Source organism: Thiosulfatihalobacter marinus (assembly GCF_016019955.1).
GTDB lineage: Bacteria > Pseudomonadota > Alphaproteobacteria > Rhodobacterales > Rhodobacteraceae > Shimia > Shimia marinus_A.
Genome location: NZ_JAECRZ010000010.1, coordinates 22,209 through 42,141, shown reverse-complemented (window position 1 = coordinate 42,141; position 19,933 = coordinate 22,209). Strand labels below are relative to the sequence as shown.

21 protein-coding genes are annotated in these 19,933 nt (G+C 62.5%); 12 read left to right on the top strand and 9 right to left on the bottom strand.

The features are described 5' to 3' along the window. Positions 1-92 precede the first annotated feature (92 nt). The 4 genes from I3253_RS14550 to I3253_RS14535 all read left to right on the top strand — a co-directional run bounded on the left by I3253_RS14550 (position 93) and on the right by I3253_RS14535 (position 4,071). Positions 93-656, top strand: a complete 564-nt coding sequence (locus tag I3253_RS14550; protein ID WP_197918603.1) for a helix-turn-helix domain-containing protein — start codon at positions 93-95, stop codon at positions 654-656. A gap of 153 nt (positions 657-809) precedes the next feature. Continuing rightward, positions 810-1,997, top strand: coding sequence for a glycine C-acetyltransferase (locus tag I3253_RS14545; RefSeq protein WP_197918602.1), 1,188 nt, complete (start codon positions 810-812; stop codon positions 1,995-1,997). Between the two features lie 14 nt (positions 1,998-2,011). Then, positions 2,012-3,040, top strand: coding sequence for an L-threonine 3-dehydrogenase (gene tdh, locus I3253_RS14540; RefSeq protein WP_197918681.1), 1,029 nt, complete (start codon positions 2,012-2,014; stop codon positions 3,038-3,040). Positions 3,041-3,108: 68 nt separating this feature from the next. Beyond that, positions 3,109-4,071, top strand: coding sequence for a PLP-dependent cysteine synthase family protein (locus I3253_RS14535; RefSeq protein WP_197918601.1), 963 nt, complete (start codon positions 3,109-3,111; stop codon positions 4,069-4,071). Here I3253_RS14535 and I3253_RS14530 read toward each other — a convergent pair. The 4 genes from I3253_RS14530 to I3253_RS14515 all read right to left on the bottom strand — a co-directional run bounded on the left by I3253_RS14530 (position 4,068) and on the right by I3253_RS14515 (position 7,976). Continuing rightward, positions 4,068-4,208 carry a hypothetical protein gene (locus tag I3253_RS14530; RefSeq protein ID WP_197918600.1) on the bottom strand — a complete coding sequence of 47 codons (141 nt, stop codon included), beginning with the start codon at positions 4,206-4,208 and terminating at the stop codon, positions 4,068-4,070. The two genes, I3253_RS14535 and I3253_RS14530, sit on opposite strands and share 4 nt — an antisense overlap. A gap of 102 nt (positions 4,209-4,310) precedes the next feature. Continuing rightward, on the bottom strand, positions 4,311-5,039 hold the full coding sequence (locus tag I3253_RS14525) for a metallophosphoesterase family protein (RefSeq protein ID WP_197918599.1): 729 nt from the start codon (positions 5,037-5,039) through the stop codon (positions 4,311-4,313). A gap of 104 nt (positions 5,040-5,143) precedes the next feature. Then, a complete protein-coding gene (serA, locus tag I3253_RS14520; RefSeq protein WP_197918598.1) occupies positions 5,144-6,739 on the bottom strand; it encodes a phosphoglycerate dehydrogenase in 1,596 nt (531 codons plus the stop codon). A gap of 82 nt (positions 6,740-6,821) precedes the next feature. Further along, positions 6,822-7,976 (bottom strand): phosphoserine transaminase, encoded by a 1,155-nt coding sequence (locus I3253_RS14515; RefSeq protein WP_197918597.1) that lies wholly within the window; start codon positions 7,974-7,976, stop codon positions 6,822-6,824. Between the two features lie 158 nt (positions 7,977-8,134). Between I3253_RS14515 and serB the strand changes: the two genes are divergently transcribed. The 4 genes from serB to I3253_RS14495 all read left to right on the top strand — a co-directional run bounded on the left by serB (position 8,135) and on the right by I3253_RS14495 (position 10,191). After that, positions 8,135-9,010, top strand: coding sequence for a phosphoserine phosphatase SerB (gene serB, locus I3253_RS14510; protein ID WP_197918680.1), 876 nt, complete (start codon positions 8,135-8,137; stop codon positions 9,008-9,010). Between the two features lie 93 nt (positions 9,011-9,103). Further along, positions 9,104-9,424 carry an ArsR/SmtB family transcription factor gene (locus I3253_RS14505; RefSeq protein WP_197918596.1) on the top strand — a complete coding sequence of 107 codons (321 nt, stop codon included), beginning with the start codon at positions 9,104-9,106 and terminating at the stop codon, positions 9,422-9,424. Further along, positions 9,421-9,849 carry an SRPBCC family protein gene (locus I3253_RS14500; protein WP_197918595.1) on the top strand — a complete coding sequence of 143 codons (429 nt, stop codon included), beginning with the start codon at positions 9,421-9,423 and terminating at the stop codon, positions 9,847-9,849. The genes I3253_RS14505 and I3253_RS14500 overlap by 4 nt, the downstream gene beginning before the upstream one ends. A gap of 27 nt (positions 9,850-9,876) precedes the next feature. After that, on the top strand, positions 9,877-10,191 hold the full coding sequence (locus I3253_RS14495; protein WP_197918594.1) for a YciI family protein: 315 nt from the start codon (positions 9,877-9,879) through the stop codon (positions 10,189-10,191). A gap of 36 nt (positions 10,192-10,227) precedes the next feature. Here I3253_RS14495 and I3253_RS14490 read toward each other — a convergent pair whose 3' ends face one another. Continuing rightward, the gene (locus I3253_RS14490) at positions 10,228-11,163 is read right to left on the bottom strand and encodes an ABC transporter ATP-binding protein (RefSeq protein ID WP_197918593.1); all 936 of its coding nucleotides are present in this window, start codon (positions 11,161-11,163) and stop codon (positions 10,228-10,230) included. Between the two features lie 106 nt (positions 11,164-11,269). Here I3253_RS14490 and I3253_RS14485 point away from each other — a divergent pair, with 106 nt between their 5' ends. Beyond that, entirely contained in the window at positions 11,270-11,452 is a 183-nt protein-coding gene (locus tag I3253_RS14485; protein ID WP_197918592.1) for a zinc-finger domain-containing protein, read from the top strand. Between the two features lie 52 nt (positions 11,453-11,504). Here the strand turns inward: I3253_RS14485 and I3253_RS14480 are convergent, their stop codons facing one another. Next, positions 11,505-12,164, bottom strand: a complete 660-nt coding sequence (locus I3253_RS14480; RefSeq protein ID WP_197918591.1) for a histidine phosphatase family protein — start codon at positions 12,162-12,164, stop codon at positions 11,505-11,507. 125 nt (positions 12,165-12,289) lie between these two features. On the opposite strand from I3253_RS14480, the gene I3253_RS14475 reads away from it, so the two are divergent. Next, positions 12,290-13,486: a hydantoinase/carbamoylase family amidase gene (locus tag I3253_RS14475; protein WP_197918590.1), complete on the top strand. Its 1,197-nt coding sequence runs from the start codon at positions 12,290-12,292 to the stop codon at positions 13,484-13,486. Positions 13,487-13,496: 10 nt separating this feature from the next. On the opposite strand, the gene I3253_RS14470 is transcribed toward I3253_RS14475, so the two are convergent. The 3 genes from I3253_RS14470 to I3253_RS14460 all read right to left on the bottom strand — a co-directional run bounded on the left by I3253_RS14470 (position 13,497) and on the right by I3253_RS14460 (position 16,831). Then, a complete protein-coding gene (locus I3253_RS14470) occupies positions 13,497-13,724 on the bottom strand; it encodes a WGR domain-containing protein (RefSeq protein WP_197918589.1) in 228 nt (75 codons plus the stop codon). Between the two features lie 483 nt (positions 13,725-14,207). Beyond that, a complete protein-coding gene (locus I3253_RS14465; protein ID WP_197918588.1) occupies positions 14,208-14,912 on the bottom strand; it encodes a response regulator transcription factor in 705 nt (234 codons plus the stop codon). Positions 14,913-14,917: 5 nt separating this feature from the next. Beyond that, a complete protein-coding gene (locus tag I3253_RS14460; protein ID WP_197918587.1) occupies positions 14,918-16,831 on the bottom strand; it encodes a hybrid sensor histidine kinase/response regulator in 1,914 nt (637 codons plus the stop codon). 228 nt (positions 16,832-17,059) lie between these two features. Between I3253_RS14460 and I3253_RS14455 the strand changes: the two genes are divergently transcribed. Then, entirely contained in the window at positions 17,060-18,997 is a 1,938-nt protein-coding gene (locus tag I3253_RS14455) for an AMP-binding protein (protein ID WP_197918679.1), read from the top strand. Next, on the top strand, positions 18,994-19,815 hold the full coding sequence (locus tag I3253_RS14450; protein WP_197918586.1) for an ABC transporter ATP-binding protein: 822 nt from the start codon (positions 18,994-18,996) through the stop codon (positions 19,813-19,815). The genes I3253_RS14455 and I3253_RS14450 overlap by 4 nt, the downstream gene beginning before the upstream one ends. Positions 19,816-19,933: the final 118 nt, after the last annotated feature.

Sequence of the window (19,933 nt, the reverse complement as noted above, 5' to 3'; positions counted from 1 at the left end):
TACTGATTTGACGCAACCCTGTTAAGGCGCGAATGGTCGCTGCGACGCGGCGTGCATTGACACGGACGCCGCGTCACGGGCAGGTATGGGAAATGTCCAGCGATTCCCATATCCTCGGCCTTTTGCCCAGCCGCCTGAAAGAGGCGCGGCGCCAGCAGGGCCTGTCGCTTGACGCGGTGGCAAAACTGTCGGGCGTGTCGCGGTCCATGGTCAGCCAGATCGAACGCGGCGAATCGAGCCCGACGATTGCAACGCTTTGGAATCTGACCAGGGCGTTGCAGGTGGATTTTGCAGGTCTGCTGGACGACTCCAGCACCGCCGACCGGATCGAAGTGCTGCGTGACGGCCAGGTGCCGACAATCGAGAATCGCGGCGAAGGCTGCACCATCCGTATCCTGTCGCCACCCGCGGATGCCGGGAAACACGAGATTTATGATATCCGCTTCGCCCCGGATGGCTCGCTGGACAGCAAACCCCATGCCCGAGGCGCGCGCGAACAGCTAAGCGTGATCGAAGGCCAGGTGAACGTCACCTCGGGCGATGCAACACAAAGCCTTGGCGCCGGAGACACGGCCCGCTACGCCGCCGATGTCGCGCATTGCATCCGCGCCATGAATGGCCCGGCGCGCGCGTTCCTGGTGGTGCGGGACGCCTGAGTCCCATTCTTCATTTTGCCAAAAATACTCATCGCGCCCTGCCCGCGGGTGACACCTTCCGTTATTGTGGAGATATTCCGTTATAACGAAAATTTCCGGTTCCAGAGCGCTCTCCGTTATGGTAGATTGATCTCCAGAATCATGGAGGAACCCATGTCGGATGCCTTTCTGACCCATATCCGGGATACGCTGACCACCATCCAGGCCGAAGGGCTGATGAAACGCGAACGCCTGATCACCTCGCCCCAGGGCGGCGAGATCATGGTGGGCGCGCGCCGGGTCATCAATCTGTGCGCCAACAACTATCTGGGGCTGGCGGATCACCCCGCGCTGATCGCGGCCGCACAGGGCGCTATGGCGCCGCGCGGATTTGGCATGGCTTCGGTGCGGTTCATCTGTGGCACGCAGGACATACATCGCGACCTCGAACAGACGCTGGCGCAGTTCCTGAACAAGGAGGACGCGATCCTGTTCGCGGCCTGTTTTGACGCCAATGGCGGGCTGTTCGAGCCGCTGCTGGGGCCGGAAGACGCGATTGTCTCGGACAGCCTGAACCACGCGTCGATCATAGACGGCGTTCGGTTGTGCAAGGCCAGGCGTTATCGTTATGCCAACAACGACATGGCCGACCTGGAGGCAAAGCTGACACAGGCCCGCACCGAAGGTGCGCGGCATGTGATGATTGCCACGGATGGGGTGTTTTCCATGGATGGCTATCTGGCCAACCTGCCCGAAATAACCCGGCTGGCGCGCGATCATGACGCGCTGGTGATGGTGGATGACTGCCACGCCACAGGGTTCATGGGCCCCAACGGGGCCGGCACGCCGGATCATTTCGGGGTGGATGTGGATATCCTGACCGGAACGCTGGGCAAGGCGCTGGGCGGGGCGATCGGGGGCTATATCGCCGGGCCGCAGCCGGTGGTCGATCTGTTGCGCCAGCGCGCGCGGCCCTACCTGTTTTCCAACTCGCTGCCCCCCGGTATCGTGGCGGCGGGGATCGAGGCGATCCGGCTGGTCGAGGAGGGTGCCGCGTTGCGCGCCCGCCTGTTCGCGAACGCCGCCTATTGGCGGGCAGGTCTGGAAAAGCTGGGGTTTGACATTCTGCCGGGCGAACATCCGATCATTCCTGTCATGCTGGGCGAGGCGCAGCTGGCACAGGACATGGCGGCCCGGCTGTTCGAGGAAGGCGTTTATGTGAGCGGGTTCTTCTTTCCGGTTGTACCACGGGGGCAGGCGCGCATCCGCACCCAGATGAATGCCGCGCTGACGCGGGACGAACTGGACCGGGCATTGGCGGCGTTTGCAAAGGTGGGACGCGATTTGGGGGTGATCCAATGACCAGACCCAACACGATGAAGGCGCTGGAGAAATCAGAGCCGCGCGAGGGGCTGTGGATGGTGCGCGCGCCGGTGCCCGAGATCGGTCCGGATGATGTGCTGATCCGCGTCAACAAGACCGGTATCTGCGGCACGGATATCCATATCTGGAACTGGGATGAATGGGCCGCGCATACGGTTCCGGTGCCGTTGATCACCGGGCATGAATTTGCCGGTGAAATCGTCGAGATCGGGCGGGATGTGACCGGGCTTGAAATCGGCCAGCGCGTGTCGGGCGAGGGGCATCTGATCGGCACCGAAAGCCGCCAGAGCCGCGCCGGGAAGTTTCACCTTGATCCCGGCACACGGGGTATCGGAGTGAACGAACAGGGCGCCTTTGCCGAGTATCTGCGCCTGCCCGCGTTCAACGTGGTGCCCTTGCCCGATGACATTCCCGACGAGATCGGGGCGATACTGGACCCGCTGGGCAATGCCGTGCACACGGCGCTGAGTTTCGATCTGCTGGGAGAAGATGTGCTGATTACCGGCGCGGGGCCTATCGGGATCATGGCCGCGGCGGTGGCGCGCCATGCCGGGGCGCGGCATGTGGTGATCACGGATATCAACCCGGACCGGTTGAAACTTGCGGAACATGTGGTGCCCACGGTGCGGGCCGTGGATGTGCGCAATGAGGATTTGCAGGATGTGATTGCGGCGCTGAAGATGAAGCAGGGCTTTGATGTGGGCCTGGAGATGTCGGGGTCGCAGGCGGCGCTGGACCAGATGGTGGAGGCGCTGGTCATGGGGGGCAAGATCGCGTTGCTGGGTATTCCGCCGGGAAAGTCGCCGGTGGACTGGAGCCGCATCGTGTTCAAGGCGATCACGATCAAGGGTGTTTATGGCCGCGAGATGTTCGAGACCTGGTACAAGATGATCGCAATGTTGCAGAACGGGCTTGATGTGAGCCGGGTGATCACGCACGAATTTGGTGTGGATGCCTTTGGCGAGGGGTTTTCGGCGATGAAATCCGGGGCCTCGGGCAAGGTGGTGCTGAACTGGCGGTAAAGGGGGCGCTGCCCCCGTCGCCTATGGCGACTCCCCCGGGATATTTGGGGCCAAAAGAAGAGGTGGGCGTGGCGGCAAATTCGTTGATGGACGTGATTGGCGGGACGCCGGCGGTCTGGCTGGACCGGATGGTGGCGGCGCGGGGGTTGGAGGGGCGGATCCTGGCCAAGCTGGATTATCTGAACCCAGGGTTTTCCAAGAAGGATCGCGCGGCGAGGGGGATCATCGAGGCGGCGGAGGCCGACGGGGAATTGGCGCCGGGCCAGACAGTGGTCGAGCTGACCAGTGGCAATATGGGGACCGGTCTGGCGATTGTGTGCGGGTTGAAGGGCTATCCGTTCGTGGCGGTGATGAGCCGGGGCAATTCGGTCGAGCGGGCGCGGATGATGGCGGCATTGGGGGCCGAAGTGGTTCTGGTGGATCAGTTGCCGGGATCGGTGCCGGGGCAGGTGTCGGGCGGCGATCTGGCGGAGGTGGACCGGGTGGCACGTGAGATTGTGACCGCGCGCGGGGCGTTTCGGGCCGATCAGTTTCATCATGCGGGGAACACCCGGGCGCATTACGAGACCACGGGGCCCGAGATGTGGGCCGATAGCGACCGGTCGCTGACCGCTTTCGTGGATTTTGCCGGGTCGGGCGGGACGTATGCGGGAACCGTGCGCGCGTTGAAGGCGCGCAGCCCGGATTTGCGGGGGTATGTTGTGGAGCCGGAGGGCGCCGAGGCACTGGCGGGGCGTTCCGTTCTGAGCCCGGACCATCCGATTCAGGGCGGCGGCTATGCGATCTCGGTCCTGGAGTTCCTGAAGACGTGCCCTGTGGACGGCTACCTGTCTGTCAGCGGTGCGGCGGCGCGCGATGCGGCGCGGGCGCTGGCGCGCGAAGAAGGAATTTTCGGCGGGTTCTCCGCCGGGGCCAACGCGGCGGCCGCGTTGGAGTTGTTGGCCGGGCCGGAACGCGGCGGTGTCATCGGCATCGTGATTTGCGATAGCGGTTTGAAGTATCTGTCGACGGACTTGTGGGGCCTGGACTAGGGCGTCCAGGGCCGGAACAGGGTGGATTGCCCAAGTTCGGAGAGGAGCCGGACCAGCCCGCCCAACGGCTGATCCATCTGTTGGCGGCGTGTGGCCATGCCCGTCGGGGCCGGGGCCCGGTATGGTGTCTGGTACATCTTGATGCCCTTTCGAAAAGGGCCCCCACGCTGTCGAGCCTGGGGCGAAAACCTGAAGCGGCGGTTAACGCGCGCCGGAGTGAATACCGACAATTTGAACCGTCAGCGCGGCGTCAGCCTCTCGCGGCCCTTGTCCCCGAGCACCCAGCAATCGCGCCCTTCGAAAACGGCGGCGGTGAGCGCGCGGCCGTGGCCAGCGCCGGTGTCAAGATTGACGCGATTGCCGTGATGTTCCGGTGTGGGGCGGTGGGTGTGGCCGTGCACGACCAGCCAGGGGTGGGGATCGGTGAAGTCGAGAAAATCCCGGCGAATCCAGCAGAAATCGCTGTTGGACTGGTCCGCCAGCGGGATTCCGGGGCGGATGCCGGCGTGAACGAAAAGCAGATCGCCGATCTGGTGGTGGTAGGGCAGGTTTGCCAGAAAGTCGCGATGGGATCGGGGCACGGCAGCCCGGGCCTGGGGATGGACCTGATGATAGCGCACCGGATCAGGGACTGAAACGCCGTAGGAAGCGAGGGTTTCCACCCCACCGATGCGTTCGTGCAGCCAGTGATACCCCACCAGCAGATGCGGGTCGGGGCGGTGGTTTTTTAGCCAGTAGCCCATCATGCGGTCATGGTTGCCGCGCAGAACCGTCCAGTTGCGCCCCCCGGCGATGCCCTGCATCAGCAGATCGATTACGCCACGGCTGTCGGGGCCCCGATCGACAAGATCGCCGAGGAACACGACCTGAGCATCCGGGCCGCCGTCCCGTTCGATCCGCGCCAGAGCGTCGGTCAGTTTGTCGAGATGGCCGTGAATGTCGCCGATGGCGTAGATGCGGGATGTCATTGGGGTCGTCCTTTGCGCCTGTGGATCGATTGTTAGAGCGTCGGGCACAAAGAGAAAAGGCCGCCCCGGTTGAGAGCGGCCCTTGTGGGAACGATGTGATCGTGTCAGGCGACGTCGAATTGCAGCGGCTTGACCTGCCGGAACATGCCTGTCTGGCACAGCTTGTCGACGATCGGGGCGGGGACCACGTCATCCACATAAAGCAGTGCGATGGCTTCGCCGCCGCGATCGGCGCGGCCCAGGGTAAAGTTGGCGATGTTGACGCCGTTTTCGCCCATGGTCTGGCCCAGTGTGCCGATGATGCCGGGCGTGTCCTCGTTGGTGGTGTAGAGCATATGCGCGCCCACCTCGGCATCGATATTGATGCCCTTGATCTGAATAAAGCGCGGCTTGCCGTCCGAGAAGACGGTACCGGCGACAGAGCGTTCGCGCTGATCGGTGACGACTGTGACCTTGATATAGCCATCAAACGCGCCGGATTTGTCCTGGTTGGTGGTGGACAGCTGGATGCCGCGTTCCTTGGCCACAACCGGGGCCGAGACCATGTTCACATCGGGGTTCACGCGCTTCATGATCCCCGCGATGACCGAGCAGTTCAGCGCATCAAGGTTCATCTTGGACGCGACACCGTCATACAGGATGTTGATCGCCTTGATCGGTTCATCCGTGAGCTGCCCGGCAAAGGCACCAAGGTGATCGGCCAGCTTGATCCACGGGCCCATGATCTTGGCCTCTTCGGCCGTGACCGATGGCATGTTCAGCGCGTTTTCCACGGCACCGGTAAGGAGATAGTTCGACATCTGATCGGCCACTTGCAGGGCGACGTTTTCCTGAGCCTCGGTGGTGGCGGCGCCAAGGTGGGGCGTGCACACCACGTTGGGCAGCCCGAACAGCGGGTTTTCCCTGGCGGGTTCCTGCGAGAACACATCAAAGGCGGCGCCGGCGACATGACCGGATTTCAGCAGTTCGGCGAGTGCTGTTTCGTCGACAAGACCGCCACGGGCACAGTTGATGATGCGCACGCCTTTCCTGGTCTTGGCGAGGTTTTCCGCCGACAGGATATTGCGGGTCTGATCCGTCAGCGGGACGTGCAGGGTGATGAAATCGGCGCGCGTCAGAAGAGCGTCCAGCTCAACCTTTTCGACACCCATCTTGTTGGCCTTTTCCTCGCTGAGGAAGGGATCGTAGGCGATGACCTTCATCTTCAGCCCCCGGGCGCGATCACAGACGATACCGCCGATATTGCCCGCTCCGATCACGCCAAGGGTCTTGTTGGTCAGCTCGACACCCATGAATTTCGACTTTTCCCATTTGCCCGCATGGGTCGAGGCGCTGGCCTCGGGGATCTGGCGGGCAACGGCGAACATCATCGCAATCGCATGTTCGGCGGTGGTGATCATGTTGCCAAACGGCGTGTTCATCACGATCACGCCTTTTTTCGACGCCGCTTCCTTGTCGATATTGTCGGTGCCGATCCCGGCGCGGCCAATGACCTTCAGATTGGTCGCGTTCTCCAGGATGGTCGGGGTGACGCGGGTGGCCGAGCGGATGGCGAGGCCGTCATACTGGCCGATGATTTCGGCCAGCTTGTCCTTGTCCTTGCCCAGGTCGGGCATGAAATCCACGTCGATGCCGCGATCGCGAAAGATCTGAACGGCGGCTTGGGAGAGCTTGTCGGAGATAAGCACTTTGGGGGCCATGGTGATGGTCCTTTGAAACTGAGAGAGAGGGGGGATGCGCAGTGAATGCGCACCCTGCGGTGTCGTGTTGGGGGCGCACCGATCAGGCGGCTTTGGTCTGGGCGGTGATCTCGGCTTCGAATGCCCAGGCCAGCCAGGGCAGCATGGCCTGAATATCCGAGGTTTCGACCGTACCGCCGCACCAGATGCGCAGGCCCGCGGGCGCGTCGCGGTAGGCGCCGATGTCCAGAGCGATGTTTTCGTTCTCCAGGCGCTTGGCCACGGCCTTGGCGAATGCCGCACCGTCGGCGATGCGGTCATCGGTGAATTTCAGGCATACCGAGGTGTTCGAGCGGGTCGCGTCATCCTTGGCCAGGTTGGCGATCCAGTCGTTGGCGTCGCAGAAATCGAACACGGCCTGCGCGTTGGCATCCGCCCGAGCGATCAGGCCTTTCAGGCCGCCCACCGAGCGCGCCCAGTCCAGCGCGAAGAGGTAATCTTCGACCGCCAGCATCGACGGCGTGTTGATGGTGGCGCCGGTGAAGATGCCGTCAATCAGCTTGCCGCCTTTTGTCAGGCGAAAGATTTTCGGCAGCGGCCATGCGGGTGTGTAGGATTCAAGACGTTCCACCGCGCGCGGGGACAGGATCACCATACCGTGGGCCGCTTCGCCGCCCAGCACTTTCTGCCAGGAGAAGGTGGTCACATCGAGCTTGTCCCAGGGCAGGTCCATCGCGAAGGCCGCCGAGGTGGCATCGCAGATGGTCAGGCCGGTGCGGTTGTCGGCAATCCAGTCGCCATCGGGAACGCGCACGCCCGACGTGGTGCCATTCCAGGTAAACACGACATCGTTGTTGAAATCGACCGAAGCGAGATTGACGATCTGGCCATAATCGGCGGTTTTGACGTCTGCGTCGATCTTGAGCTGTTTCACGACATCCGTGACCCAACCCGCGCCAAAGCTTTCCCAGGCCAGCATCTCGACCTTGCGCTCGCCCAGAAGCGACCACAGCGCCATCTCGACCGCACCGGTATCCGACGCGGGAACAATGCCGATCTTGTAATCGGCCGGGATGCCCAGCACCTCGCGCGTGCCTTCGATCGCGGCCTTCAGCTTGTCCTTGCCAACGGCGGCACGGTGGCTGCGGCCCAACGCGGCATCGGCGAGCTTTTCGAGCGTGAATGTGGGGGGTTTGGCGCAGGGGCCAGAGGAAAAACGCGGATTTGCCGGCCGCGTTGCCGGTTGCTGAGTAGCCATCAATGCTATCCTTACAGATAAATGCCTCTCGTTGGGGAGAGGTGTCCCGCCGCCGGGAATAGACGGGGGATTGCGGTTCCACAACCGCAAAAATGTCGCTATAGCGCCGCTTGAAAGCTGAAAAGCGACCCTGAATGACCACTATCGGAAACTTTCCCATGTATGTTGCGACGCTTCTGACCTCGCCCGCCACGCCTTCGCTTGACCCTGCGCTGATCGAGTCGTTGCGCAATGCCTGGGGCGGGGGGGATGCGAACTGGCTGGCGGTGGATGAGGCCGCCGATTTCACCCTGGAGGTGATGCCGGACAATCGCTGGGATGTCTGGGCGGATCTTCAGGGCATGGGCGTGGATCTTGTGATTCAGCCGGTTGCCGGGCGGCGCAAGAAAATGCTGCTGGCGGATATGGACAGCACCATGATCCGGCAGGAATGCATTGATGAGCTGGCGGACGAGGCGGGCGTTGGCGAGCGGGTCAAGGATATCACCGCGCGGGCAATGAATGGCGAGTTGGATTTCGAAGGCGCGCTGACGGAACGGGTTGGATTGCTGAAAGGGCTGGACGAGGGCGTGATTGGCAAGGTTCTGGCCGAGCGGATCACGCTTATGCCGGGGGGCAAGGCTTTGCTGGCGACGATGAAGGCGCACGGAGCCTATGCGGCGCTGGTGTCGGGCGGGTTCACGGCGTTCACGGCCCGTGTGGCGGAGGAGCTGGGCTTTGACGAGAACCGGGCCAATACGCTGTTGGTAGAAAACGGTGTGCTGAGCGGCGATGTGGCGCGGCCCATCCTGGGGCGCGAGGCCAAGGTGCAGGCGCTCAGGGAGATCACCGCCCGGCTGGGGCTGGCCCATGATGACGTGATGGCCGTGGGCGACGGGGCCAATGATCTGGGAATGCTGGGGCTGGCCGGGGCCGGGGTGGCGCTGCACGCCAAACCGTCGGTGGCGGCCGAGTGTGACATCCGGATCAACCATGGCGACCTGAGCGCGCTTTTGTTCATTCAGGGATATGGGCACGCGGATTTCGTGGCGTGATTTTCGGGATCGGCCTTGTGCCCGTGCGGTGTTCACGGTTTCGTGAACGAAGGGGGCTACCTATTAATTAACAATAATGTTAAATAGTAGGACATGACCCGACTTACCGATACTTTTGCCGCGCTTGCGGATCAGACCCGGCTGGCCATGGTGGAGCGCATGATGGCCGAAGGGGAACTGCCGGCGGGCGCGCTGGTTCAGGATGCGCATATCAGCGGGCCGGCGGTGTCGCGTCATCTCAAGGTTTTACGCAATGCGGGGCTGGTGCAGCAGCGGGCCGAGGGCACGCGGCGTCTGTATTCCGTGCGCCCGGAGGCGTTACGGGCCATTTCAAACTGGACGATGGATCATCGCAGCTTCTGGCAAGCGGGCCTGGACCGGCTTGAAGCGATGCTGAACGAGGAGGATACATGAGCGATATTCGGCTGGAGCGCAGTTTTTCCGTGGCCCCCGAGCGGCTTTTTGCGGCCGTGACCCGGCAGGCGGATCTGCTGCAATGGTGGGGGCCGGAAGGGCTGCATGTGCCGGAACATGATCTGGACCTGTCGCGCCCGGGGCCGTGGTTTTCCGTCATGGTGAACGACGAGGGGCAGCGGTTCAAGGTCTCGGGCCATGTGACCAGCTATGATCCACCCCGTTCCGTCGGGTTCACCTGGGCCTGGCATGACGAGGGTGATGCACGCGGGCCGGAAAGCCATGTGACATTCACGATTGCAGAGACCCCCGAGGGGGCACGGCTGATCGTGGATCATCGTGAATTGAGCAGCGATGACGCCGCCAGGAACCACGAAAGCGGCTGGGGATCGTCGCTCAACAAGCTGGAAGCACTTTTTACCTAGAACCAACTGAAAACAGGGAGAATTGAAATGCCGAAATTCATGATGATCTACCACGGCGGCGGCCGTCCCGACTCACCGGAAGAAGGTGAAAAGGTGATGGCCGCCTGGATGGCCTGGATGGGCGGAATTGGCGAAAACCTCGTGGACGGGGGCAATCCGGCGGGCATGAGCAAGACCGTGACCGCCACTGGTGTCGAGGACAATGGCGGGGCCAACCCGGTATCGGGCTACACGCTGATCAATGCCGCCGACATGGACGCGGCGATCGAGATTGCCAAGGGGTGCCCGATCCTGGAAGGCGGTCAGGGCACCGTCGAAATCGCGGAAGCGATGGAGATGTGATCAGGCGCGGCGGGGGGCAGTGCCGCCCCGCCGGGTTCATGCGCGGCTGCGGGTCAGTTCCAGGAAAACGTCTTCCAGATCGGCCTGTTGGGTTTTCACGTCGCGAATCGCGATGCCGGCCGCGTGCACGGCGCGCAGCACGTCCTCGGCGGTGGTGTGGCTGGCGCGATAGCTGATCACCAGCGCGCCGTCAGGGCGTGTGCTGACGTCAAGCCCGGCGCCAACGGGCAGGCGGGCCGGCGGATCGACCGGGTCGATCACCATGCATTTGGCGTCCATCTGACCCAGCAGGTTGGCGGTGCTGTCGCGCGCGACCAGCGCACCGTGATGGATGATGGCGATTTCGTCGCACATCTCTTCGGCCTCTTCCAGATAATGGGTGGTCAGGATGATGGTCATGCCGCGTTCGGCGTTGAGCTTGCGGATATTGGTCCAGAGCATCCGGCGCAGCTCGATATCCACCCCGGCGGTCGGTTCGTCCAGCACCAGGATGCGCGGGTGATGCACCAGCGCCTTGCCCAGCAACAGCCGCCGCCGCATCCCGCCCGAAAGCGTGCGGGCATAGGCTTCGGCCTTGTCCGTCAGGCCGACCATTTCAAGGATTTCATCGCTCCGGCGCTGGGATTTGGGAACGCCGTACAGCCCGGCCTGGACTTCGAGCGCGCCGCGCGGGGTGAAAAAGGGATCCAGATTCAGCTCCTGTGGCATCACCCCGATGGCGGCGCGGGACTGGCGCGGGTTTTCGTCCTGATCAAAGCCCCAGATGCACACGCTGCCGGAGGTTTTCGTGACAAGCCCGGCCATGATGTTGATCATGGTGGATTTGCCCGCGCCATTGGGGCCGAGAAGGCCAAAGATCGAGCCGGCGGGGATGTCGAGATCGATCCCCCTGAGCGCCTGTTTTTCCGGAGCGCCGCGCCCGGCGCGGTAGGTCTTGGTCAGGCGGCGGATTTCGATGGCGTTCTGCGTCATGGCTGCACTTGCTCCCGGCTGCGCATTCAATCATATTCGCACCTAAAGAAACCGGCCCCGAACAACAACCGGGATGCGGTGTTTTCAATCAGAGGACCAGCCTGCAATGACCATCCAAGCGCCCGAAACCAAGATTGTCGACAGCTATCGCGTGGCCTGTGACGGCGGCGAAGGCGCGCTGGGGCATCCGCGCGTCTGGTTGCAGATCCCGAGCGCGACCGGTTGGGTGGAATGCCCGTATTGCGACTGCAAGTACGTGCAGAAGGATCACGCAGACACGGCGGCCTGACGCAAATCCTTTTTTGAGTATTCTTGGAACACTGAAAGGGCCGGGCGCCTTTTCAAAGATGTGTCTGTGCGTGGTGCCGATCAGGGTGTTCCAGGTGAGACACGTTGTTGAACTGGGTCAGGAGCGGGCGGCCCAGGACCATCTGCCAGCGGTGGACCGATGTGTTCATGATGGCCAGGCACATCTGCGACCAGCCCGAGACATCCAGCGCCAGTGTCTGGCGCAGCACCGTGCCGATCAGCCCGCCTGACGTGACCACGAGCGCCCGCCCCTGACCGGCCGCGATTTCGTCCATCGCGTCGCGGATCCGCGCGGCAAAGGCATCGTGGGTTTCGGGAGCGCCTTCGATTTCACCGCGTTCCCAGGCGCCCAGAACGGCGGGCAGGTGGCTGACAAAGCCTTCGCGTTCGGTGGGCACGGGCAGGCCGTGCTGTTCCTCCATCAGCTGCGAGAGGGTGAAATAGGCAAATTCGTTGAGGCGCGCATCCTGAATGATGGCGGCGTGATCCGGTGCGCCCATGCTGTGCGCGGTTTCCACATGCCGGCGCATGGTGCCGGTATAGACCCTTTGAAACCGGTCGCCGGTGGATTGCATATGCCCGCCCAGCCAGCGCGCCTGTTGGTGGCCCAGCGGCGAAAGTTTGTCATAGGAGATTTCGTCGCGCGCCATAGTATTGGCCTGGCCGTGGCGGACGAGTGTGATGTGGGGCATGAAAGACCTCTTTTCCTGGTCCCGTGTGTAGGGCAGGCAGGGCTTGGGGGAAAGAGGCGAACATGCGGCGATTGTTGCGGGCGCGGAATTGAGTATTTTGGCAAGATGAAGAGGGAGTGTCGCGCATGATCAGACCGGAGCGTTTCCTGGACGACCTGCACAGCCTGCGCCGGTTCGGTGCCAGTGGCGCGGGCAAGGGCGTGATACGTCCGGCCTATTCGGATGCCGATATTGCCGCGCGGCAATGGTTGATGGGCCGGATGGACGAGGCCGGGTTGCGGGTGCATGTCGATCCCGTCGGATCGGTCTGGGGACTGGTGGACGGGCCGTCGATCCTGTTAGGCTCGCATTCCGACAGCCAGCCCGAGGGCGGCTGGCTGGACGGGGCGCTGGGGGTGATCGCGGCGCTGGAGATTGCACGCGCGGCGCGGGAAGCGGGCGGTCCGGCCGTGTCGGTAGTGTCCTTTCAGGACGAGGAGGGGCGGTTTGGCGTGACCACTGGCAGCACTGTGTGGTCAGGCGCGGTCTCGCTGGAGGTGGCGGACGGATTTTGCGATCGTGACGGCGTGACCTTTGCCGAGGCGCGGGGGCGGATGGCGCATCTGGCGCAGGGGTGGGTGGATCCGGGCCGGTTCAGCGGATTTATCGAGATGCATATCGAGCAGGGGCCGTGGCTGGACCAGGCGGGCGAGGCGGTGGGGGTTGTGAGCGACATCGTGGGCATTCGTGACATGCGGATCACGCTGTCCGGAGAACAGAACCACGCCGGCACCACGCCGATGCATCTGCGCAAGGATGCGTTCCAGGCATTGTCCGAGATCAACACGCGGCTGAACGCGGCGTTTGCCGGGGTTGTCGCGCCGGCGACCGTGTGGACCATCGGGCATGTGCGCCTGCATCCCAATGCCAGTTCGATCGTGCCGGGCAAGGCGACGTTTTCGATGCAGTGGCGGGATGCGTCAACCGGGCGGTTGATGGAGATGGAAGAGATCATCCGCACAACGGTGCGCGATGTGGCCGGGGCGCGGGGGTTGGATGTGGAGTGGGGCGATCTGCTGGGGCTGGAGCCCGTCGCGATGGATGCGCGTCTGCGAGGCGCCTTGGCCGAGGCGTCAGAGCGTGTGGCGCCGGGCAGGTGGCGTGAAATGCCTTCGGGGGCGCTGCATGACGCGACCAATGTGGCGCGGCACATGCCGGTCGCGATGCTGTTTGTGCCGTCGATCGGCGGGATCAGCCACGATTTTGCCGAGGATACGAACGAGCGCGATCTTGTGACCGGATTGCAGGTGCTGGCGGCGGCGGTGGGGCGGTTGACGAATTAGGATCCGGCGTCTAGCGGCGCTCGTAGCCACGGCGCAGAGCCTTGTGGCGAAATCGGTCCGCGGCGTTCGACGCGTCGCGCAGGTTGGCGAAAATGCTCACCATCATGCGGCCCTTGCCGCCGGCAACGCCCCATTCGCGCAATACCGAAACCTCTTCGAACAGGTTCATGGCCAATTCGACGCGGTAATAGCGCGGGCGGGTTTTCCGGGATGGCTTGTAAAGGATGCAGATGGCCATGATGTGACCCTAATTCAGGCGAATCCGAGGTGCAATAGGCGAAGGCCAAGCCGGAGATGCGCATGTCCGGGGAACGATCTGTGGCGGTGAAATGCCGGCGTCGGGAAAGAACCATGGCGTAAGAGAGGCGGTGCTCCTCGCAATGATTTTCACCTGTTTGCGCAAGAACAGTGTCGATTTGGCCAACGGATTCCGCCCGAAAAAATCCCCGCGTCCGGTGGTCAGGCGCGCGGGGAGTTGGGAGTGTCCCGTGTTTTGGTGTTATGCGAATTCCAGGATGTATCGCGTGTCCGCGACGGTTTTTGTTGGGTTGAAATTCACGTTGCTCGACATTGGGCATCCTGCCGTGAAACGGACGCCCGGCACTATGACTAGGGTCCGATTTCCCCCACAATACCTGATCTGGGGGGAATTCGGTGCATTTTGTGGAACTGTGGCGGAATTCCGCCAAATCTGGCGAGGTTTGGCGCGGGGATGCCGGGGTCAATCCCAGCGCGCATCGCCCAGAAAAATGTAGCCGGCGCCGTATATCGTTTTGATCAGGCGTGGGTTTTTCGGGTCTTCGCGCAGCTTCGTGCGCAGCCGCGAGATGCGCACATCCATGGCGCGGTCAAAGCTTTCGCCCGCTGCGCCACCCAGCATTTCCTGCATGTGGCTACGGCTGATCAGGCGTTTTGGGCTTTCGAGAAACAGGCGCAGTACTTCGCCCTCGGCATGGCTGAATGTGGTTTCGCCGCCCGAGTCATCCTTTAGCACGTAACGGTCGAAATAGGCGGTCCAGCCGTTGAAATGCGCGGTGTTTGCGGCGCTGGGCGCGGCAGGTTTGTCCTTGCGCAGGCGCGCGCGCACGCGGGCCACCACCTCGGCGGGATCGAAAGGTTTGATGATATAGTCGTCGGCCCCAAGATCCAGACCGGTCACGCGATCCTGAACCTGGGCGCGGCCCGAAATGATGATCACCGCCGCGCCCAGTTCCAGCGCAAGCCGGTGCACCAGCGTCAGCCCGTCCTTGTCCGGCAGGCCAAGATCGACAAGGCAGACATCGGGAGTGGTGGATTTCAACGCCGCCTCGAATTCGGTGGCGCGGGAAAAGCCCATGGTGCGAAACCCGGCATCTTCGAGCGCATCGGCCAGGATCGAACGGATGGCGGGTTCGTCGTCGAGAATGGTAACAAGCGGTGCGGTCATTGGCGTCACCTCGGATGCAGGAACTGGTCAAGCTGCTCGGCCGTGAAGGGCTTGGGCAGCACTGGCGCGCGAGCGGCGCCCTCGATGAAAAGCGGATGGGTCTGGGCCAGCGAAGTCATCAGGTAGGACGGGATCGCGTCGTTGGGCAGGTCGCGGATCAGGTCGACCCCGGTGGCGTCGCCCTCCAGCATGATGTCCGACAGCACCAGCTTGATTTCGGGCAGCTGCTCGAGGATCGTGCGGGCCTCGTCCACGCTGGCGGCTTCGATGACGGTGTGTTTCATGTCGGTCAGCATATCCCGGATCAGGTGGCGCAGATCGGGGTTGTCCTCGACCAGAAGGGCAAGGCCGGGGGCACTGGCCCGTGCCGCGCGGCGCAGGGGCAGGCGCACACGTACCTGGCCGCCGGTCGTGGTATTTGATACCCGAACGTCGCCGCCGGCCAGCTTGGACATGTCATATACCATCGCCAGCCCCAGCCCCGAGCCTTCGGCGCCCTTGGTCGTGAAAAACGGATCAAGCGCGCGTTTCAGCGCCTCGTCGGTAAAGCCCGGCCCGGTATCGCGCACGGTCAACTGGACCCAGGTTTCCTGAACCAGTTCGGCCGACAACAGGATGTCGCCGCCCGGGCCACAGGCGTCGCGGGCATTGAGCAGAAGGTTGACCAGCGTGTCCTGCAACATTGCCGGGTCCAGCATCAGGGGCGCATTCGGAATCGTGTTCTCGATCCTCAGCCGCGCCTTGCCCTCAAGCGTTGGCGTGGCCAGGGTTTCCAGATCGGCGATGAAGGCGGTCATGTCCGTGGGCACCAGCTTGGGCGCGCGGTGGCCGGTGACATCCGCAAGACGGTTCAAAAGCGTCCCCCCGCGCCGTGCCGCGCCCAGCGTAGCCTCGATCAGGGCGCGCGCCTCGGCGGGCAGGTCCATCTTGTGCAGCTTGGCCTGGGTGCCCAGAATGATGGTGAGCAGGTTGGAAAAATCATGTGCCAGACCGGATGTCATCTGGGCTGCGATCTCGCGGCGGCGGGTCTGTTGCAGCGCCACACGGGTTTGGGTTTCCTCGGTAATGTCCATCGACAGAACGTAGACACCCCGTTTGTCACCTTCGTTGCCGTCGGGCGTAAAGGCCACCCGAATGCGGCGCGTGCTGGGGTGTTCGTTGAACTCGAACACCGAGGCCTTGCCCTTGAAGGCGCGTTCCAGATAGGGGCGGATGGCGCGAAAGGCGCTGTCGCCCAGCGCATCCGAAACATGCATCCCGACAATGTTGGACGGGCGCCCCGGAATGACCGCACTGAGCCGGCGGTTGGAATAGGTATAGTGCCTGTCGGGGCCGACATGCGCGATATGGGCCGGCATCATCTCGGCGGTCAGGCGCATCCGCGCCTCGCTGTCGGTAAGCTGGCGCCGGACCTCCTCCAGCGCGCTGACAGTGCTTTCCAACTCGCGGTTGGCGGCGGCCAGATCCTCGGCATGTTGCAAGAGCTGGTCCGAGAGTTCCTCGGAACGCGCCCGCAACAGCGCCTCCTGGCGTTTGGTCGAGGTAATGTCGGTATAGACGGCGACCCAGCCGCCCTGCGGCAAGGGCGCGCCCTCGACGCTGATCCAGCGGCCATCGGCGCGCTGGCGTTCGAAATAATGCGGCTCGAAGGCAAGGGCGCGATCCACGCGTTCCTGAATGAATGCCGCGATCTCATCCTCGGGCATGTCGCCATATTCGCCCCTGTCGATCAGGAAGCGGATGGTTTCGGCAAAATCCGCGCCCGGCTGCATCAGCGGGTCCGGTATCAGGAACATTTCGCGAAACCGCGCATTGGCCACGACCAGCTTCAGGTCGCTGTCATATATCGACAGGGCCTGCTGGATCAGGTTCAGCCCGGCGATCGTCATCGCCTGGGACGTACCGGCCAAACGCTCCATTCTTGTCTCCTTCGTCTTTACCGCTAGCACCGTGAAAACCGGGCGCAAAGCCTGAATCGCCCGCTGTTACAATTCGTAAGGATTGGGAAATGTTCAGGAAAAAGTTGACCGTCAGCGTGAAACCCGCACCTTAGTGGGTGAAGAATCGCTTCGGCGCTTCGGCCCGTGTTGGCGGGTCCAAGGGGAGGAAAGAATTTGGCACAGTCGTCACAGGCGGCGGGTGGACTGATGTCCATTCCGGCGCTGTTGCAGCGTAACGCCACCTTGTTTGCGGACAAGGACGCGTATCGGGAAAAAGAGTTTGGCATCTGGCAACGCTGGACCTGGGCGGAAACCGAAAAGGAAATCGAGGCGCTGGCGCTGGGGTTCATCAACCTTGGTGTAAGCGAAGGCGATTTCATCGCCATCATCGGGCGCAACCGGCCGCATTTCTATTGGTCGATGGTTGCCGCGCAATCCGTGGGCGCGGTGCCGGTGCCCGTGTACCAGGACAGCGCATCCGAGGAGATGGAATACATCCTGGCCCATTGCGGCGCCAAATACGCGGTGGTCGAGGACCAGGAGCAGGTCGACAAGATCATCGACATCCAGGAGCATCTGCACCAGTTCGAGCACATGATCTATGTGGATCCCCGGGGGCTGCGCAAATACGATCACCACGCGCTGCACCGGTTCACCGATATCCAGGAACAGGGCCGGGCCAGCTATTACGAGTGGATCGAGGATCTCAAGGGTCGCCGTGAAAAGCTGGATTATGACAGCACCTGCGTGATGCTTTACACGTCGGGCACCACCGGCAAGCCCAAGGGCGTGGTGCTGTCCAACCGCAACGTGGTCGAGAGCGCCAAGAACAGCTCGGAATTCGACAATCTGCGCCAGGAAGAAGAGATCCTGTCCTATCTGCCGATGGCCTGGGTGGGTGATTTCATCTTTTCGATCGGGCAGGCCTATTGGTGCGGCTTCTGCGTGAATTGCCCCGAAAGCGCGGAAACGATGATGACCGATCTGCGCGAGATCGGGCCGACCTATTTCTTTGCCCCGCCGCGTGTGTTCGAAACCCAGCTGACCAATGTGATGATCCGCATGGAAGACGCGGGCAAATTCAAGCGCAGGATGTTCCTGCACTTTCTGGAATTTGCCAAGAAAGTTGGCGGGCGCATTCTGGATGGCAAGCCGGTGAGCCTGGGAGAGCGGCTGAAATACGGGCTTGGCAACCTGCTGGTTTATGGCCCGCTCAAGGATACGCTTGGCTATGGGCGCATCCGCGTGGGCTATACGGCCGGCGAGGCGATCGGGCCGGAAATCTTTGATTTCTACCGCTCGCTGGGCATCAACCTGAAACAGCTTTACGGCCAGACCGAGGCGACGGTGTTCATCACCGCCCAGCCCGATGGCGAGGTGCGCGCCGACACGGTGGGCGTGCCCAGCCCTGATGTAGAGTTGCGCATCACCGAAGAGGGCCGCATCTATTACCGCAGCCCCGGCGTGTTCGTGGAGTATTACAAGAACCCCGAATCCACCGCTGACACCAAGGATGCCGAAGGCTGGGTGGATACGGGTGATGCCGGCTTTATAGAGGAAGGCTCGGGCCATTTGCGGATCATCGACCGGGCCAAGGACGTGGGCAAGATGGCCGACGGCAGCATGTTCGCGCCCAAATATGTCGAGAACAAGCTGAAATTCTATCCCGATATTCTGGAAGTCGTGCTGTTCGGCAATGGCCGGGACCGCTGTGTCGCGTTCATCAATATCGACTTGTCGGCAGTGGGCAACTGGGCCGAGCGCAACAATATCGCCTATGCCTCCTACCAGGAGCTTGCCGGGCATCCGCGCGTGCTGGACACGATCCAGGAACATGTCGAGGCGGTCAACAAATCCGTCGCCGAGGATCCGATGCTGTCGGGGTGCCAGATCCATCGCTTTGTCGTGTTGCACAAGGAACTGGATGCCGATGATGGTGAACTGACCCGTACCCGCAAGGTGCGCCGCGCGATCATCGCCGACAAGTTCAACGACATTGTCGAGGCGCTGTACGACGGATCGGACAAGATCAGCACCGAAACCGAAGTGACATACGAGGACGGCCGGAAGGGCTCGATCAAGGCAACGCTGGATATCCGCGATGCCAAGGTTGTGCAGGTCGCCAGCAAGGTAGCAGCGGAATGAATGACATGAGCAATGACAGCTACGTCACCGAGGACGGGCGCACCATCGGCGGCGTGGTGATGGAAATGAAGAACATCACGCTGCGCTTTGGCGGCGTGAAGGCGATCACCGACATCAGCTTTGACATTCGCGAGGGCGAGATCCGCGCCATTATCGGCCCGAACGGGGCCGGAAAATCCTCGATGCTGAACGTGATTTCCGGGTTTTATGTGCCCCAGGAAGGCGAGGTCTGGTACAAGGGCAGGAAACGCCCGCCGATGAAGCCCTACGAGGTGGCGCAGCAGGGCATCGCCCGCACCTTCCAGAATATCGCGCTGTTCGAAGGCATGACCGTGCTGGACAACGTGATGACCGGCCGCATCCGCCAGATGCAGGCCGGGCTGCTGAGCCAGGCGCTGTGGCGGGGCAAGGCGGAGCGGGAAGAGATCGAGAACCGCGCGCAGGTTGAAAAGATCATCGATTTCCTGGAAATCCAGCACATTCGCAAGACGCCGGTGGGCCGGTTGCCCTATGGCCTGAAAAAGCGGGTCGAACTGGCCCGTGCGCTCGCGGCCGAGCCATCGATCCTGTTGCTGGACGAGCCGATGGCCGGGATGAATGTCGAGGAAAAAGAGGACATGAGCCGATTTATCCTGGACGTGAACGACGAATTTGGCACCACGATTGCCCTGATCGAACATGACATGGGCGTGGTGATGGACTTGTCTGACCGGGTCGTGGTGATGGATTACGGCAAGAAGATCGGCGACGGCACCCCATCCGAAGTGCGTTCAAATCAGGCGGTGATCGACGCCTATCTGGGGGTGGCGCATGATTGACTCGACGACATTTCGGGGTGGGCAAGAATTTCCGAAAATTCTTGGCAAATTTCTTCGAAGAAATTTGGCCCCGCAGGCCGGAACCGCAACAACAAACCTGAAACTGGGAGGCGTGAGC

What these genes read in the sequence shown, in the direction of transcription:
- I3253_RS14550 (WP_197918603.1), top strand. Translation starts at nt 93, where the DNA reads ATGTCCAGCGATTCCCATATCCTCGGCCTTTTGCCCAGCCGCCTGAAA.
- I3253_RS14545 (WP_197918602.1), top strand. Translation starts at nt 810, where the DNA reads ATGTCGGATGCCTTTCTGACCCATATCCGGGATACGCTGACCACCATC.
- tdh (WP_197918681.1), top strand. Translation starts at nt 2,012, where the DNA reads ATGAAGGCGCTGGAGAAATCAGAGCCGCGCGAGGGGCTGTGGATGGTG.
- I3253_RS14530 (WP_197918600.1), bottom strand. Translation starts at nt 4,208, where the DNA reads ATGTACCAGACACCATACCGGGCCCCGGCCCCGACGGGCATGGCCACA.
- I3253_RS14525 (WP_197918599.1), bottom strand. Translation starts at nt 5,039, where the DNA reads ATGACATCCCGCATCTACGCCATCGGCGACATTCACGGCCATCTCGAC.
- serA (WP_197918598.1), bottom strand. Translation starts at nt 6,739, where the DNA reads ATGGCCCCCAAAGTGCTTATCTCCGACAAGCTCTCCCAAGCCGCCGTT.
- I3253_RS14515 (WP_197918597.1), bottom strand. Translation starts at nt 7,976, where the DNA reads ATGGCTACTCAGCAACCGGCAACGCGGCCGGCAAATCCGCGTTTTTCC.
- serB (WP_197918680.1), top strand. Translation starts at nt 8,135, where the DNA reads ATGTATGTTGCGACGCTTCTGACCTCGCCCGCCACGCCTTCGCTTGAC.
- I3253_RS14505 (WP_197918596.1), top strand. Translation starts at nt 9,104, where the DNA reads ATGACCCGACTTACCGATACTTTTGCCGCGCTTGCGGATCAGACCCGG.
- I3253_RS14500 (WP_197918595.1), top strand. Translation starts at nt 9,421, where the DNA reads ATGAGCGATATTCGGCTGGAGCGCAGTTTTTCCGTGGCCCCCGAGCGG.
- I3253_RS14495 (WP_197918594.1), top strand. Translation starts at nt 9,877, where the DNA reads ATGCCGAAATTCATGATGATCTACCACGGCGGCGGCCGTCCCGACTCA.
- I3253_RS14490 (WP_197918593.1), bottom strand. Translation starts at nt 11,163, where the DNA reads ATGACGCAGAACGCCATCGAAATCCGCCGCCTGACCAAGACCTACCGC.
- I3253_RS14485 (WP_197918592.1), top strand. Translation starts at nt 11,270, where the DNA reads ATGACCATCCAAGCGCCCGAAACCAAGATTGTCGACAGCTATCGCGTG.
- I3253_RS14480 (WP_197918591.1), bottom strand. Translation starts at nt 12,164, where the DNA reads ATGCCCCACATCACACTCGTCCGCCACGGCCAGGCCAATACTATGGCG.
- I3253_RS14475 (WP_197918590.1), top strand. Translation starts at nt 12,290, where the DNA reads ATGATCAGACCGGAGCGTTTCCTGGACGACCTGCACAGCCTGCGCCGG.
- I3253_RS14470 (WP_197918589.1), bottom strand. Translation starts at nt 13,724, where the DNA reads ATGGCCATCTGCATCCTTTACAAGCCATCCCGGAAAACCCGCCCGCGC.
- I3253_RS14465 (WP_197918588.1), bottom strand. Translation starts at nt 14,912, where the DNA reads ATGACCGCACCGCTTGTTACCATTCTCGACGACGAACCCGCCATCCGT.
- I3253_RS14460 (WP_197918587.1), bottom strand. Translation starts at nt 16,831, where the DNA reads ATGGAGCGTTTGGCCGGTACGTCCCAGGCGATGACGATCGCCGGGCTG.
- I3253_RS14455 (WP_197918679.1), top strand. Translation starts at nt 17,060, where the DNA reads ATGTCCATTCCGGCGCTGTTGCAGCGTAACGCCACCTTGTTTGCGGAC.
- I3253_RS14450 (WP_197918586.1), top strand. Translation starts at nt 18,994, where the DNA reads ATGAATGACATGAGCAATGACAGCTACGTCACCGAGGACGGGCGCACC.